Genomic DNA, 15,198 nt, shown 5'->3' with positions numbered 1-15,198 from the left:
ATGGTCACCGTCGTCTCCTACACGGCGCGTCCGCGCCGGCTGCTGCAGGCGCTGCTGCTGCTGATCGCGGCCGCGCTCGGCGTGCTGACCTACGCCCTGGTGGGCCTGGGTCGCGAGGGCGAGCTGCCCGCTGATCTGATGACGATCTCGATCGGCGCGGGCGTGCTGATCGTGGTGCTGCAGATCGCCGTGATGTGGCGGGCGCCGTTCGCGGATCCCGTGATCCTGCCGATCGGCGTGCTGCTGAACGGCATCGGCATCGCGATGATCTCCAGCTACGACTCCGCGGTCAACAAGTTCACGGCCATCCACGCCGAGTACGCGGGCCGCCAGGAGCTGTGGACCGGGGTCGGCGTGGTGCTCGCGGTGGCGCTGATGTTCGCCCTCCGGGACCACCGGATGCTGCGCCGCTACACCTGGATCTTCGCGGTCAGCGGCGCCGTGCTGCTGCTGATGCCGCTGGTGCCGTTCCTGACCGACGAGAAGTACGGCTCGAAGATCTGGATCAACATCGCCGGCTACTCCTTCCAGCCGGCCGAGCTGGCGAAGATCTGCATCGCGATCTTCTTCGCCGGCTACCTGGTCTCCCGGCGCGACACCCTCGCGCTCGCGGGCCCGAAGGTGCTGGGCATCCAGCTGCCGCGGTGGTCGGACTTCGGGCCGATCCTGGGCGCCTGGGCCTTCTGCATCGCGATCCTCGTGTTCGAGACCGATCTGGGTACCGCGCTGATGTTCTTCGGGCTGTTCGTGGCGATGCTGTACGTCGCCACCGACCGGCTGAGCTGGCTCGTGATCGGGGCGGTCATGTTCCTGCCGCCCGCGATCTTCGCGGCCACCCTGCTGGGCCATGTGCGCACCCGCTTCACGTGCTGGCTCGACCCGCTGAGCAGGGAGAACTTCAGCTCCTGCGAGCAGATCGACCGGGGTCTGTTCGGGTTGGCCAACGGTGGTCTGCTGGGCAAGGGACCGGGCGGCGGCAGGCCCGACATGGTGCCCTTCGGTCACTCCGACTTCATCTACACGACCCTCGCCGAGGAGCTCGGCATGATCGGCGCCTTCGCGGTGCTGATGCTCTACATGCTGCTCGTGCAGCGGGCGCTGCGCGCGGCCGTGGGGATCTCCGACGGCTTCGGCACGCTGCTCGCGGCCGGTCTCGGCTTCGTCCTCGCCCTGCAGGTGTTCGTGGTCGTCGGCGGCATCACCCGGGTGATCCCGCTGACCGGCCTGACCCTGCCGTTCCTGGCAGCCGGCGGCAGCTCGCTGGTGTGCAACTGGATCATCCTCGCGCTGCTGGTGCGGATGTCCGACGCCGCCCGTCGCCCGGCGGCCCGGCGGGTGGACGCCGACGCATCGGCCTCCCCGCGACGACCCCAGGAGGTGGCCTCGTGAACAAGCCCCTGCGCCACGTGTGGATGGTCGTCGCCGTGCTGTTCCTGCTGCTGTTCGGCTCGACCACCTACTTCCAGGTGATCGCCGCGAAGTCCCTGAACGCCGACGGCCGCAACGCACGCACCGTCTACGCCGAGTACGACCGCCACCGCGGACCGATCGTGGTGGGCGGCGAACCCATCGCCGAGTCCCATGCGACCGACGACGCCTACGGCTACCAGCGCACCTACGACCCCGGGTCCCTGTACGCCCCCGTCACCGGCTACTACTCGGTGGAGTACGGCTTCTCCGGGCTGGAGAAGTCGCTGAACGACACGCTCTCCGGCGAGTCCGACGCGCTGTTCTACCAGCGCCTCACGGACACCGTCTCCGGACGCGACCCGCAGGGCGCGTCCGTGCAGCTGACGATCGATCCCGCCGCGCAGCGGGCGGCGACCGACGCGCTCCAGGGCCACCGCGGGGCCGCCGTGGCCATGGACCCCGAGACCGGCAAGGTGCTCGCGCTGGTCTCGGCACCCAGCTACGACCCCGACGACCTCGCCTCGCACTCGACGAAGAAGGTGCACCAGGCGTGGACGGACCTGAACGAGGATCCCGACCGGCCGCTGACCAACCGGGCGATCGCCGGCGACCTCTACCCGCCGGGCTCGACCTTCAAGCTGATCGTGGCCGCCGCCGCCCTGGACAGCGGCGACTACACGAAGGACACGAAGATCCCCGGCCCGGGCTCGTTCACGCTCCCGCAGACGCAGAACACCCTGTACAACCACCCCAGGGGCGACAACACGCCCTGCGGCTCCGGGGGCTCCTCGACGCTGTCCTCCGCGCTGCAGCAGTCGTGCAACACCTCGTTCGCCAAGCTCGGCATCTCGCTGGGCGAGGACGCGATCGAGAAGAAGGCCAAGGAGTTCGGCTTCGGGGACCGGATGGAGATCCCCCTGTCGGTGACGCCCTCGAGCATGGGCAAGGACCTCAACGACGCCCAGCTCGCCACCAGCTCGATCGGCCAGTACGAGGACCGGGTGACGCCCCTGCAGATGGCGATGGTCGGCTCCGCGATGGCCAACGACGGCAAGGTGATGTCCCCGCAGCTGGTCGATGAGGTCCGCACCCGCGACCAGTCGGTGATCTCCTCGTTCTCCGCCCAGCAGTACTCCCAGCCCCTGAGCGCCGCCAATGCGGCGCAGATGCGCGAGATGATGGTGTCGACGGTCAAGGACGGCACGGGCGGTGCCGCCGCGATCAACGGCGTCGAGGTCGGCGGCAAGACCGGTACGGCCCAGTGGGGTGACGGACGCACCCCGCACTCGTGGTTCGTCGGCTTCGCGGACAACGGCGGGAAGAAGGTCGCCGTCTCCGTGGTCGTCGAGCAGGGCGGGTACGGCGCGGACGTCGCGGCTCCGATCGCGCGCAATGTGATGGAGGCGGTGGTCTCGAAGTGAGGACCGGCAAGGGAATGGTGCTGGAGGGGCGCTACCGCCTGGACTCCCTGATCGCCACCGGCGGCATGGGCGAGGTCTGGAAGGGCTGGGACCAGGACCTGGACCGCGAGACCGCGGTCAAGGTGCTGCGCGAGGAGTACGCCTTCGACGAGGGCTTCCTCAAGCGCTTCCGCGCGGAGGCCCGGCACACCGCCTCGCTCAGCCACGACACGATCGCCGCGCTCTACGACTACGGCGAGATCGACGGCCGCGCGTACATCGTGATGGAGCTGTGCAAGGGACGGCCGCTCTCGGAGATCATCGAGGCCAACCCCGACGGGCTCCCCGAGGACCGGGTGATCTCGGTGCTCATCGACCTCGCTCGCGCGCTCGACGCCGCCCATGCCAAGGGTGTGGTCCACCGCGACGTGAAGCCCGAGAACATCCTCGTGGACGACACCGACGGCTGGCACATGAAGATCACCGACTTCGGGATCGCCCGCAGCCAGGACCAGGCGCGGCTGACCAAGACCGGTCTGGTGATGGGCACCGCCCAGTACCTCTCCCCCGAGCAGGCGATGGGCAAGCAGGCCACCTCGCTCTCGGATCTGTACGCACTGGGGATCGTCGCCTACGAGATGGTCGTGGGTCATCGACCCTTCACCGGCGCGAGCCAGGTGGAGATCGCGATGGCGCAGGTCAAGAAGCAGCCCCCGGCTCTCCCCGAGTCGGTGGGCGAGGACCTGCGGCGCCTGGTGATGATGCTGCTCGCGAAGGCGCCGGCGAACCGTCCGCGCTCGGCCGCGGCCGTCGCCCGCATCCTCGAGTCGATCCAGCGCGGCGAGGAGCCGCGCTTCACCACCGGGGCGATCCCGGCCGGGACGGGCTCCTCCTCGTCCGGGACCTCGGCCTCCTCGGGGTCCACCGGGGAGAACCGCAGCTCCTCCTCGAAGCGGCCGTCCTCCTCGCCGGTGGGCACGCGCACGGCGGCGATGCCGCTGCCGCGCACGCACCGTCGCCGCGGGATCCGCCACCGCTCGGGCACGTCGGGGCCCTCGGCGTTGTCGGGTGCCTCGGCGCCCTCGGCCTCGGAGCCGAGCACGTCGGCGGCGATGCCCGCCTCGGGGTCCTCGCGCACGCAGAGCGCGAACCGGCCCGGGGGTGCGGGCTCCCCCGCACCCGCCGCGACGGGGACGACGTCGCGCGCGGCGTCCACCGGGGCCGCCGGGGCCGCCGGGACCGCCGGGTTCGCGGGGACCGGAGGGGCTCGTGGCGCTGCCGACGCACCCGCGCAGCGGAGCTCGCCCTCCTCGGGTCGCACCCCTCGCTCAGGCGGCACCGGGTCGCGGATCGGGCCGTTCACGGTGCCCGGCTTCGTGCTGCTGCTGATCGTGGTCGTGGTCGCACTCGTGGCGGTCGGGCTGGGCGTGGGCGTGATCCCCGGGAGCTGGCTGAGCGGGGCACCGTTGCCCGCGTCGCACCCGGCCGTCGGGACGACCGAACTGGCCCTGCATGCACGTACGATGTTCGAGCCGGCCCTGACCGGCGAAGCCTCGAGGACGGTAGGAACGTGAGCGAAGAGAACCTGATTCTGTCCGGGCGCTATGCCCTGGGCAAGGCTCTCGGGCACGGCGGCATGGCCGACGTGCACCTGGCGGAGGACCGCCGTCTCCACCGCACGGTCGCGGTGAAGGTGCTGCGCACGGATCTGGCTCGCGACACGAACTTCCAGGAGCGCTTCCGCCGCGAGGCGCAGAGCGCCGCGGGTCTGAACCACCCGTCGATCGTCGCCGTCTACGACACCGGCGAGGAGCACACCAAGGACTTCACCGGCAACGAGATCACGATCCCGTACATCGTGATGGAGTACGTGCGCGGGCGCACGCTGCGCGACTACATCGACCCCGAGCGCCCGATGTCGCCCGAGCAGGCCGGACCGATCATGCAGGCGCTGCTCTCGGCGCTCGAGTACTCCCACCAGCAGGGCATCGTCCACCGCGACATCAAGCCCGGCAACGTGATGATCACCGACGACGGCGACGTCAAGGTGATGGACTTCGGCATCGCCCGCGCGGTGGCCGACGCGACCGGGATGACCCAGACCCAGGCGGTCATGGGCACCGCGCAGTACCTCTCCCCCGAGCAGGCCCGCGGACAGCTGGTCGACGCGCGCAGCGACATCTACTCCGCGGCCTGCGTGTTCTACGAGCTGGTCACGGGACGTCCGCCGTTCACCGGGGACAGCCCGGTCTCGATCGCCTACCAGCACGTGCGCGAGACCCCGGTCCCGCCTTCCCGCTTCAACCCGGCGATCGGGCCCGACGTGGACCGCGTGATCCTCACGGGCCTGGCCAAGGACCGCGAGACCCGCTACCCCTCGGCGACCGCCTTCGGGCGTGACATCGCCTCGGTGGTCGCCGGGCGCGCTCCGCGGCTGGTGCCCGGGAACCCGCAGCCCGGTTCGGACGCCGAGGCGACCACGGTGCTCAGCCCGGTGGACGAGCGCACCGAGGCGCTGCCCTCGCAGGCGACCGGCGCCCAGCAGACGCATCGCGCCCCGGCGGCCGGGGCAGGGGCTGCCGCCGCCGGTGCGGGGCTCGCCGGGGCCGGGGCCGCAGGTGCGGCCGGAGCCGGCGCTGCCGGCGGCAGCGGCGCCACCGGCACCTCAGCAGGTGGCCCCGGGACCGCCGGGACCGTCACGGATCGGCCCGACGACGAGGCCGAGCCGCGGCGCAAGCGCGCCGTCTGGCCGATCGTCCTCCTGCTGCTGATCGCCGCCGCCGCGATCGCCGCCATCCTCACCGTGTGGCAGCCGTGGGACAACGGACCGAAGCAGACCAGCGTCCCCGACGTGACGAACATGTCCGAGGACCAGGCCCGCAGTCGGCTCGAGGCCGAGGACCTCACGGGCAAGTTCGAGAAGAAGGCGAGCTCGAAGGTCCAGGAGGGCCAGGTCATCTCGACCGACCCGAGGGCGAACACCCAGGTCGACGAGAACTCCGTGGTGACGGTCGCCGTCTCCAGCGGCCCGGAGCAGGTCGAGGTCCCCGATCTCACCGACATGTCCCGCGACGACGCCACGCAGGCGCTGAAGGATGCCGGGCTCGGCATCGAGATCGGTGACTCGAAGGACGCCTCCGGCAAGAAGGCGGGCACGGTCGTCGGGCAGGACCCGCCGGCCGGCTCGAGCGCCGAGGCGGGCGACTCGGTGACCGTGAATCTCGCCTCCGGCGAGACCGAGCTGCCCGATGTCACCGGGCTCGATCAGGACCGGGCAACCGACACTCTCCAGGAGCAGGGCTTCGAGGTCGAGTCCTCGACCCGGGAGTCCGACGAGGACCCGGGCACGGTCGTCGACCAGACCCCCTCGGGCGGCGGCGGGAAGACCGCGGAGGTCGGCTCGAGCGTGCAGATCGTGGTCGCGAAGGCGCCGGGCGACGTCACCGTCCCGAACGTCGTCGGCCGCTCGGAGGCCGATGCGCGCAAGGCCCTCAGCAGCGAGGACTTCGGGGTCGAGGTCACCTACCAGTCCGATGACGACGTCGCCAAGGGCACCGTCATCAAGTCGGATCCCAAGCCCAACGACAAGGTCTCGCCGAACACCACGGTCACCATCTACGTCTCCACCGGCCCGGAGAAGACGGAGGAGCCCACGGAGGACCCGAGCTCGAGCTCGGACACGCCCACCGAGTCCCCGTCGGACAGCGAGAGCCCGTCGTCCTCGACCTCCGACAGCGAGAGCCCGTCGTCCTCGGCCTCGAGCAGCAGCAGCCCCGCCGAGGACAGCGGCAACGACAAGGAGAACGGGGACAGCGGCAATGAGTGACCGGCCCGCACGGATCCTGGTCGTCGACAACTACGACAGCTTCGTGTTCACGATCGTCGGCTATCTGCAGCAGATGGGCGTCGAGACGATCGTGGTGCGCAACGACGACGTGCCCAGCGGGGCCGACGGCGGCGTCGACCTCTCGGGCATCGACGGCGTCCTGCTCTCGCCCGGCCCGGGGACGCCCTCGACCGCCGGCCGGCTCCTCGAGGTGATCGAGGCCTGCGCGAGCGCGGAGGTGCCGACGCTCGGGGTGTGCCTGGGTCATCAGGCGCTCGGCCAGTTCTTCGGCGGCACGGTCACCCATGCCCCGCAGCTCATGCACGGGCGCACGAGCGTGGTCGAGCACGAGGGCGCGAGCGTGTTCGCCGCGGTGCCCAGCCCCTTCACCGCCACCCGCTACCACTCGCTGGTCGTGGTGCCCGAGACCGTCCCCGAGGTGCTCGAGGTGACGGCCCGATCGGCCGACGGCGTCGTCCAGGGGCTCGCCCATCGCAGCCTGCCGCTGCACGGCGTCCAGTTCCACCCGGAGTCGGTGCTCACCCAGCACGGCCACCTGATCTTCGCGCGCTTCCTCGAGCTGTGCGACGGGATCGACGCCCTCGAGCGCTCGCAAGGCCTCGCTCCCCTGGTCTCCCCGGCCTGACCGGCTCTTGGTCCGGCGATGCGCGCCGGTCGATGGACTGGACGCTGCTGAGGTTCGTCGAGGTGCTTCCGTCAATGGCTCCGGGTGAGGTCTCGACCTTTCTGGGGGCGTGAGCCCTCACCTGGAGCCATCGAACGCACCAGGGCAGCACCGATTCCCCGGACCTGCCTCCCGGACCCTGCCCTGCGACCCGCGTTCCCGCCGCCGGCCACCTGGCCACCCGGCCACCAACTCCACGCTCGCGCCGCCCAGGTGTGCCTTATACCCTGGGCCGTGGCGCAGGACCATGGAACCCTGCGGGTTCTCTTCTCGCTCAGGTTCCTCCGGTCCGTGCCGCCCCGCCCTCACGGCTCCTCGCCGGCTGAGTCGTCAGCCTCGCACCACGTCCATCGACCTCGTCCCCGTCGGAAACGGAGCAGCATCGCATGACCCCATCGCAGCGCAGGAAGAGCGACCGGAAGCCCGCGGATCCCGTCAAGCGCGCGAAGGGTGCCGAGCCCGCGAAGCGCGCGAAGAGCGCCGGGTCCTCGACGCCCTCGGCTGCCGCGGAGCCAGCCACCGATGACACCCGCGAGAAGGCGAAGGACGCGATCGCCGAGCGCCGTCGCCCGACGGCGGAAGCCACCGGCAAGGGCCGCCGTTCCGCCGCCCCGGCGGTGACCCCCTCGTGGATCGCCCCGCTCGCCGTGGTGCTGCTGATCATCGGCCTGATCTACCTGGTGACGTACTACCTCTCGAGCGCGACGATGCCGCTGCCGATCGGTGACTGGAACCTGCTGGTGGGCTTCGGCGTGCTCGCGCTGGGCGGCGTCACGCTCATGTTCTGGAAGTGAGCATGAGCGACGGGCCCGCACCTCGCACCCGTCCCGGCCAGGGCCAGCCCTGGCGGCGCTTCGTCGCCCTCGGCGACTCCTTCACCGAGGGCATCGGCGACCCTGATCCCGATGTCCCGGGCGGGCATCGCGGCTGGGCCGACCGCGTCGCGGAGGAGCTGGGGCGGGACGTCCCGGACTTCGTCTACGCGAACCTCGCGATCCGCGGGCGCCTGTACCGGGAGATCATCGCCCAGCAGATCGATCCTGCGATCGCCCTGGAGCCGGATCTGATCAGCATCTTCGCCGGCGGGAACGACGTCATCCGCGGCAAGGACCCCGATGAGATCGCCGCCGCCATGGACGCGGCCGTCGGCCGGCTGGCCGAGACCGGTGCGACGATCGTGCTGTGGACGGGCCCCGACGTCGGCTCGACCCCGGTCTTCCACCTCATCCGCGGGCGCACCGCGATCTACAACGAGAACATGCGTGCGGTCGCCCAGCGCCACGGCGCGGCGGTCGTGGACCTCTGGGGCCTGCGGTCGCTGACCCATGAGGCGATGTGGGCCGAGGACCGCCTGCACTTCTCCCCCGAGGGGCACCTGACGATCGCTGCGCACGTGCTGGACACCCTCGGCGTCGAGCACTCCCTGCAGCCGCACGATCTGGGTGATCCGACGGCGGTGCCGTGGCGGGAGGCCCGCCAGCAGGACCTGCACTGGGCGCGGGTCCACTTCGGCCCCTGGGTGATGCGCCGGCTGCGACGCCAGTCCTCGGGCGATGCAGTGCACGCGAAGCGCCCGTCGGCGGCGCCCGTCTTCGGCTCACCGATGCCGCCCGGCACCTCCGCCGAGGACAGCTGACCCACAGCCGGCCCTCCCGCGCGCGCCCCGGGCCGGTGTCCGGGAGCGGAACGGAACACAGCGGGACGCAGCGACGATGGGGAGTTCTCCCCACTGCGCTCGTGCGTACGTCGGTTTACAGTGTGAGCACGGACTCGGCCGCGCAGCGATCGGCCGATCGTGGACGCGGGATCTCCTCGTCCGCCTCCTTCACCGACGACGGGTTCCCCATGCATCCCCTCCCCCTGCGGCGACGGCTCGCCGCCCTCCTCCTGCTCCCCCTTCTGCTCCTGGTCGCCGGGTGCGGCCGGATGACGGCCGACTACGAGATCAAGGACGAGAACAGCTACCACCTGGATCTCGACATCGCCCTCGAGACCGAGTACGTCGACACCTCGTACGACTCCGCCGCGGACATGTGCAAGGAGCTCGGGAGCGAAGAATCCACCTTCGGCGCCGCGAAGCCCGAGTCCTACGAGAAGGACGGCATGTGGGGCTGCAAGATCTCCGGGACGGTGCAGAAGGAGAACTTCGGACCCGCCTTCTCGATCGAGAAGAGCAACGGCGAACTGCACCTGACGCAGAAGCCCGACGAATCGTTCAGCCAGCTGAGCTCCTCCGACGTCAACGGCTTCGAGCTGAAGCTGTCGTTCACTTTCCCGGGCAAGGTCCTCGACGCCAATGTCGGCAGCGTGGACGGCAAGACCGTCACCATCACCGACCCCACCGACCTCGGCTCGGGGCTCGACATCACGGCCAAGGCCGGCGGGATCAGCGGCGTGCTCATCGGGGTGATCGTCGCCGTCGTCGTCCTGCTGCTGATCGTCCTGATCGCGCTCGCGCTGATCATCTTCTTCGTGGTGCGCTCGCGACGGAAGAAGGCCGCGCAGAACGCCGGTGGTCCGGGCTTCCCGGGCCAAGGCCCGGGTGCCGGTGGCGCCGGAGGTCCTGGCGGGTACCCCGGAGCCGGTCCAGGCGCCGGTCCAGGGGCGGGTTCCGGCGCAGGTCCCGCAGGTGGCCAGATGTCCCCGCCGCCGGCTCCTGCTCCGCAGCAGCAGGGATGGAGCCCGGCCCCGGGCCAGGGCCAGGGTCAGGGTCAGGGTCAGGGTCAGCAGGGGTCGCAGCCTCCGCAGTGGGGCCAGCAGCCCGGGGCGCAGCAGCCCGGCCAGAACCCTCAGGGCGGCCAGCCCTGGTCCGGACCCCCACAGGGATGACATCGCGTCGCTCCGTCGGACCGGGTCGTCGTCGAGCCCCTGCCTGCGCGATGATTCCGTGAGGCGCCTCACGGCCTCTCGATTGGCGCGCAGGTGCTGGGCCGATTAGTATTGATCAGGTCGGCATGGCCGACGGGCGCCCGTAGCTTAACGGATAGAGCATCTGACTACGGATCAGAAGGTTGGGGGTTCGAATCCCTCCGGGCGCACCAGCGGAAAGGCCCCGTCACCAGTGGTGACGGGGCCTTTCGCATGTCAGTTGCGCTCGATCGCCTCACGCACCGACGGCCAGGACTGCAGGATGTCGCGGGCCTCGGGATACGTCTCGGCGGCGATCGCCTCCGTGCGGGCCTCCTCGAGCACCTCGTCGATCACCACCCGCGTGCCGCGGTCGACCGAGGCCACCGCCGCCTCGACCATCGCGAAGCTGAGGATGTTCTCGTGCACCTCGCACATGGGTCGTCGGCCTTCGCGCACCGCGGTCACGAACTCGATGATCGAGGCGTCGATCTGATCGGGCTCCGGGGCCTCGAGTGCGCGCTCGAGGTCCCGCTGCAGCGAGCTCGTCCCCGCCTCGTCCTCGGTGCCCAGCTGCGGGACGCCCTTGCCGTCCCACGTGGCGCTGCCGTGCTCGGCCCCGATCCGCCACTCGCTGTTCCAGTACGTCGGCAGGCCGCGGGCGTTCCAAGTCCCGTTGTAGACGAACAGCGACCCGCCCGACATCTCGAAGGTGCAGGTCACACTCGCATCACCGGCGTAGGTGCTCCACGGCGGGTTGGCCCCGCGGGCGGTCACGGCGATCGGGTCCGTGCCGGTCACGTACCGGGCGGTGTCGAAGGCGTGGATGCCCATGTCACGCAGCAGCGGATGCTGCTGGGTCGCGCGGAAACCCCCGTGCTCGGTGAACAGGCTGAAGAACGCGCTGGTGAGGACCGTCGGCCCGTGGGCGGCGACGAAACGGCGCAGCTCACGCACCTGGGGGAAGAAGCGTCGGGACTGGGAGACCATGAACGGCACGCCGGTGAGCTCGGCGTGCGCCATCAGGCTCAGCGCCTCCGGGAGCGTCTCGGTGACCGGTTTCTCGCCCAGCACCGGGATCCCCGCATGGAGGGCCTTGAGGGTGACGGGATGGTGGGCCACGGGCACGGTGGGGTCGATGAGGATGTCGGCCCCGATCTCGAGGGCGAGGTCGACGCCGTCGGTGCCGATCGCGACGGCCGACGGGTCCTCGACCCCCGACTGCGCGATCGACTCGGCGGGCATGCCCTCGACGAGGTCCGCGACGCCCACGAGCTCGGTCATCGGACTCGAGGCGATCACACGGGACCACCACCTGCCCATCCCGCCCGCGCCGACGACGACCGCCCGCAAGGGGCGCCGGCCGGCCGCGTCCGCGAGGGCGGCATTGGGGTCGGCGACCGCCTCCGAGGTGCTCGCCGCCGAGACGCTGTACAGGTCAGATGACACGATCCAGTGCCTCCCCGTCCTCGCCGGGCCCGGCGACGCCGTCGCGGAACCAGTCCCGCGGGGCGTTGGAGATCTTCACAGGGGTGCGCTCGCGCCCCTCCTGCGGGGCGGCCCACAGCGCGGCGTTTGCGAGCACGCGCTGGATCTCCGCCTGGTGGTAGACGGGGTACTCCTGGTCACCGGGGCTGAAGTAGAACACCCGCCCCTTGCCGCGGTAGAAGCAGCAGCCCGAGCGGAACACCTCTCCCCCGCTGAAGGAGGAGAGGAACACCTGCTCGTCGGGCGCGGGGATGTCGAACATCTCCCCGTACATCTCCTGGCCGGGGATCACGATCGGGTGCGGCACCCCGCGCGCGATCGGGTGCGAGCCGCTGACGGTCCACACCCTCTCCTCGTCGTTGTCGTTGCGCCACAGCAGGTTGCAGGTGGTACCCATGAGCAGCCGGAACGGCTTGGAGTAGTGGGCGGAGTGCAGGGGCAGCAGGCCCATCCCCTCGCGGACGTGGCGGACCACGCGCTCGGCGATCTCGTCGGGCACGTCGTCGTGGGCGATGTGCCCCCACCAGGTGAGGACGTCGGTCTCGGCGAGCACCTCGTCGCTGAGGGTGTCCTCGATGTCGTCGAGCAGGGCGATCCGCACCTCGGTCTCGACCCCGAGCTCCGCGAGAGTGCGGGTGAGGCCCTCGGCGATCGTCGTGTGCATGCCCTCGGGGTAGAGCTCCTGGACCCGCTGGTCGAACTTCTCGTGCCGGTTCTCTCCGAACACGGTGATGCGCAGGGTCATCGCGCGTGACTCCTTCGTCTCTGGGGGTAATCGCAGGGGTCGTTCCCACGTGGTCACCATCGTAGGGTCGCGGCACCCTCCCACTCCATGCCCTGTCCCCCTGCTGGGACGATCCTGCTGCCGGCGCGCGGCCACCGGAGCGCCGCCGAGTGGTCCTCCCTCGCCGTCGACACGCCGCGACGACCAGTGACCCTTGCAACAGCGCGCACTGTCCGTGCACTCTGTCCAGGCCCCGGCGAGCTCTTCGGATCGCGGCGGACGGGTGCGCCAACGAGGGTGCTCCCGCGCGACGGTCTTCGGTTCGGCCACGGCTTCTCGTGCACCGATCACAGGAGATCCGATGACCCTTTCTGCCGTCACGCCCGAGCGGGCCTCCCGCGTTGCCCGCCCCTCCCGACGGGCGCTTCTCGCCGGCACCGCCGCCGCAACCGGCCTGCTCGCGGCCCCCGTCACCGCCCACGCCTCCACGAACGATCCGTTCGACGCCTCGAACTACCACTCCTGCCACGGGCTCGACTTCGTCGACGGCTTCCCCGTCCCGATCCCGGACTGGCGCTCGGTCGACTTCCGCGTGAACACCGAGAAGGTCCAGACCTTCCCGCCCTCGTTCCGCGTCACCCTGCCCACCAGCTACCGCGACAGCCCTGATCGCAACTACCCCGTGCTCCTGCTGCTGCACGGCCGTGGCGGCAACTTCACCCAGTGGACCCAGGGAGAGACCGGCGAGGGATCCGGCAACGGCGGTGACGTGATCTCGCGGACCGCCGACCAGGACGTCATCGTGGTGATGCCCGACGGCGGCGCCGGATCCTTCTACTCCAACGCGTATCACGCGGCCCCCGGGCGCAGGGCCGACTGGGAGACCTTCCTGATTGACCAGGTGCTCCCGTTCGTGCACGAGAACTTCCGCACGGACCCCTCCCGGATGGCGGTCGCCGGCGACTCCATGGGCGGTTGGGGAGCCCTGTCCCTCGGCCAGAAGTACCAGGACCTGTTCCGTTCGATCAGCGCGTACTCCGGCCTGGCGGACTGCCGCCCCGACACCCTCGACGGCGGCCTGTTCTCCCTCGTGATCTGGATCGGCCCTGCTCTCGAGGCCAAGCGGTACCCCTTCACGGCGAACGGACCCGGATCGATCTGGGGCAACGATCTCGACCCGGACATCGCCTCCACCTACAACCCCATCGAGAACCTCGAGAGGTACCGGGGCAAGCGCCTCTTCCTGCGCAACGGGGACGGCAACTGGATCGACTTCGCGGAAGCCCTGAAGGGCCACGGCGACCTCTACGAACAACTGCGGGACAAGCAGAAGACGATCGGCCAGGACGTCGTCGAGGGCGACGTGAGCCCCAACCTCGAGCGCTTCGCCGATGCCCTCACCGATGCCGGCATCGAGCACGACCACAAGATGCTCAAAGGCCGCACGCACGAGTTCGGCCTGTGGCAGGAAAACTTCGCCGAGGACCTCCCCGGGATCATGAAGGCCCTGGAGGCCTGACCAGGCCGGCGCCCCGCGTCCCATCGCCGCGTCCGCGGCCCGTGCGCGGCGGGTCCCCCGCCGCCGCGCACCCCTTTCCTTCCTCGATCCGACCGGGTATCCCGCCCGGCGGTACTGCAGCGCGCCCTCTGGGTTCCGCTGCGCTGTCCATCCCTCCCCGACAGGAGACACTCCATGTCCCTCCCCACCCACACCCAGACATCCCTCCGCCCCTCACGACGCACGCTGCTGGCGGGCACCACGGTCGCTGCCGCGGCGGTCGCCGGTGGAGTCCTCGACGCCCCCTCGGCCCGAGCGGCCGCGGCGGATCCCTACGATCCCGGCGCCTATGCGCCCTCGCACGGTCTGCGGTTCGAGAAGGGCTTCCCCGTCGCCGCGGCGGACAAGCGCTCGGTCGACTTCCGGGTGAGCACCGACCAGGTGAAGACCTTCCCGCCCTCGTTCCGCGTGCTCCTGCCCGAGGGCTACGCCGACACCGACCGCTCCTACCCCGTGCTGCTCCTGCTGCACGGCGGATGGGGGATGTTCCTGGACTGGACGGAACATGGAGGGAATGCCATCGAGGCGACAGCCGGTTCGGACGTCATCGTCGTCATGCCCGACGGCGGCGGCGGTTCCTTCTACTCCAACGCCAACTTCCCGCGACCGGGGCTCGAGGCGAACTGGGAGACCTTCATCATCGAGCAGGTCCTGCCCTTCGTGCACGAGAACTTCCGCACGGATCCCGCGCGGATGGCGATCGCCGGACTCTCCATGGGCGGGTTCGGCGCGCTCGCGCTGGGCCAGAAGTACCAGGACCTGTTCCGCTCGATCAGCTCCTATTCAGGTCCGGCCGACGTCACTGATCTCGGGGTCAAGGGGACGATCGCGCTCGCACCTCTGGCCGATGCGCAGGCCGGGTACTGGCAGACGACGAACTTCCCCGGGGCCGTCTGGGGATGGCCGGTCACCGACGTGCAATTCCAGTACGACCCGATCACCAACGTCGAACGATATCGGGGCAAGCGCCTGTTCCTGCGCTGCGGTGACGGCCTGAACGGTGACCTCCAGCAGATCATCGACGCGGCCCCGGACATCGCTGCACAGCTGGGCCTCTCGGTCTCGAAGATCATGGCTGACGTCACCGAGGTCGTCGTCAAACCCACGAACGAGCACTTCCACGATGCCCTGGACGAGGCGGGGATCGACCATGACTTCGCCGTCTGGCCGGGTCGGGAACACGAGTGGGGAGCCTGGAGGGACGCCCTGGCCGAGGACCTGCCCGGCATCATGAGCGCGCTCGAGGCCTGACCCGGCTCC

The 15,198-nt window shown here is 70.4% G+C and carries 12 protein-coding genes and 1 tRNA gene; 11 read left to right on the top strand and 2 right to left on the bottom strand.

What is annotated here, in order from left to right; translation table 11 throughout:
- The 9 genes from DEO23_RS02965 to DEO23_RS02925 all read left to right on the top strand — a co-directional run bounded on the left by DEO23_RS02965 (nt 1) and on the right by DEO23_RS02925 (nt 10,362).
- A complete protein-coding gene (locus DEO23_RS02965; protein ID WP_109274488.1) occupies nt 1-1,389 on the top strand; it encodes an FtsW/RodA/SpoVE family cell cycle protein in 1,389 nt (462 codons plus the stop codon).
- Nucleotides 1,386-2,831: a peptidoglycan D,D-transpeptidase FtsI family protein gene (locus DEO23_RS02960; RefSeq protein ID WP_109274487.1), complete on the top strand. Its 1,446-nt coding sequence runs from the start codon at nt 1,386-1,388 to the stop codon at nt 2,829-2,831. Before DEO23_RS02965 ends, DEO23_RS02960 begins: the two co-directional genes overlap by 4 nt.
- Nucleotides 2,828-4,384, top strand: coding sequence for a serine/threonine-protein kinase (locus tag DEO23_RS02955; protein WP_109274486.1), 1,557 nt, complete (start codon nt 2,828-2,830; stop codon nt 4,382-4,384). Before DEO23_RS02960 ends, DEO23_RS02955 begins: the two co-directional genes overlap by 4 nt.
- Nucleotides 4,381-6,636: a Stk1 family PASTA domain-containing Ser/Thr kinase gene (pknB, locus tag DEO23_RS02950; RefSeq protein WP_109274485.1), complete on the top strand. Its 2,256-nt coding sequence runs from the start codon at nt 4,381-4,383 to the stop codon at nt 6,634-6,636. The genes DEO23_RS02955 and pknB overlap by 4 nt, the downstream gene beginning before the upstream one ends.
- Nucleotides 6,629-7,282: an anthranilate synthase component II gene (locus DEO23_RS02945; protein ID WP_109274484.1), complete on the top strand. Its 654-nt coding sequence runs from the start codon at nt 6,629-6,631 to the stop codon at nt 7,280-7,282. Before pknB ends, DEO23_RS02945 begins: the two co-directional genes overlap by 8 nt.
- Nucleotides 7,283-7,707: 425 nt before the next feature.
- Nucleotides 7,708-8,115: a cell division protein CrgA gene (locus tag DEO23_RS02940; protein ID WP_109274483.1), complete on the top strand. Its 408-nt coding sequence runs from the start codon at nt 7,708-7,710 to the stop codon at nt 8,113-8,115.
- Nucleotides 8,116-8,117: 2 nt separating this feature from the next.
- A complete protein-coding gene (locus tag DEO23_RS02935; protein WP_109274482.1) occupies nt 8,118-8,957 on the top strand; it encodes an SGNH/GDSL hydrolase family protein in 840 nt (279 codons plus the stop codon).
- 122 nt (nt 8,958-9,079) lie between these two features.
- Nucleotides 9,080-10,150 carry an LppM family (lipo)protein gene (locus tag DEO23_RS02930; RefSeq protein ID WP_109274481.1) on the top strand — a complete coding sequence of 357 codons (1,071 nt, stop codon included), beginning with the start codon at nt 9,080-9,082 and terminating at the stop codon, nt 10,148-10,150.
- A 136-nt stretch (nt 10,151-10,286) separates the two neighbouring features.
- Nucleotides 10,287-10,362, top strand: a tRNA-Arg gene (locus DEO23_RS02925).
- A 43-nt stretch (nt 10,363-10,405) separates the two neighbouring features.
- Here the strand turns inward: DEO23_RS02925 and DEO23_RS02920 are convergent.
- Nucleotides 10,406-11,617 carry a Gfo/Idh/MocA family protein gene (locus DEO23_RS02920; RefSeq protein WP_240613179.1) on the bottom strand — a complete coding sequence of 404 codons (1,212 nt, stop codon included), beginning with the start codon at nt 11,615-11,617 and terminating at the stop codon, nt 10,406-10,408.
- Nucleotides 11,607-12,401 (bottom strand): ThuA domain-containing protein, encoded by a 795-nt coding sequence (locus DEO23_RS02915; protein WP_109274480.1) that lies wholly within the window; start codon nt 12,399-12,401, stop codon nt 11,607-11,609. The genes DEO23_RS02920 and DEO23_RS02915 overlap by 11 nt, the downstream gene beginning before the upstream one ends.
- Before the next feature lie 340 nt (nt 12,402-12,741).
- Here DEO23_RS02915 and DEO23_RS02910 point away from each other — a divergent pair, with 340 nt between their 5' ends.
- Both DEO23_RS02910 and DEO23_RS02905 read left to right on the top strand, forming a co-directional pair.
- A complete protein-coding gene (locus DEO23_RS02910; protein WP_109274479.1) occupies nt 12,742-13,899 on the top strand; it encodes an alpha/beta hydrolase in 1,158 nt (385 codons plus the stop codon).
- A 174-nt stretch (nt 13,900-14,073) separates the two neighbouring features.
- Nucleotides 14,074-15,189, top strand: coding sequence for an alpha/beta hydrolase (locus DEO23_RS02905; protein WP_109274478.1), 1,116 nt, complete (start codon nt 14,074-14,076; stop codon nt 15,187-15,189).
- Nucleotides 15,190-15,198: the final 9 nt, after the last annotated feature.

It is taken from the genome of Brachybacterium endophyticum (assembly GCF_003130585.1).
Classification (GTDB): domain Bacteria; phylum Actinomycetota; class Actinomycetes; order Actinomycetales; family Dermabacteraceae; genus Brachybacterium; species Brachybacterium endophyticum.
Note: the sequence above shows the minus strand (reverse complement) of the source record. Positions and strands in the feature narration are given on the sequence as shown.

Coding starts and splice junctions, on each gene's coding strand:
- DEO23_RS02905 (WP_109274478.1), top strand. CDS start 14,074: ATGTCCCTCCCCACCCACACCCAGACATCCCTCCGCCCCTCACGACGC.
- DEO23_RS02940 (WP_109274483.1), top strand. CDS start 7,708: ATGACCCCATCGCAGCGCAGGAAGAGCGACCGGAAGCCCGCGGATCCC.
- DEO23_RS02935 (WP_109274482.1), top strand. CDS start 8,118: ATGAGCGACGGGCCCGCACCTCGCACCCGTCCCGGCCAGGGCCAGCCC.
- DEO23_RS02910 (WP_109274479.1), top strand. CDS start 12,742: ATGACCCTTTCTGCCGTCACGCCCGAGCGGGCCTCCCGCGTTGCCCGC.
- DEO23_RS02915 (WP_109274480.1), bottom strand. CDS start 12,401: ATGACCCTGCGCATCACCGTGTTCGGAGAGAACCGGCACGAGAAGTTC.
- DEO23_RS02965 (WP_109274488.1), top strand. CDS start 1: ATGGTCACCGTCGTCTCCTACACGGCGCGTCCGCGCCGGCTGCTGCAG.
- DEO23_RS02945 (WP_109274484.1), top strand. CDS start 6,629: ATGAGTGACCGGCCCGCACGGATCCTGGTCGTCGACAACTACGACAGC.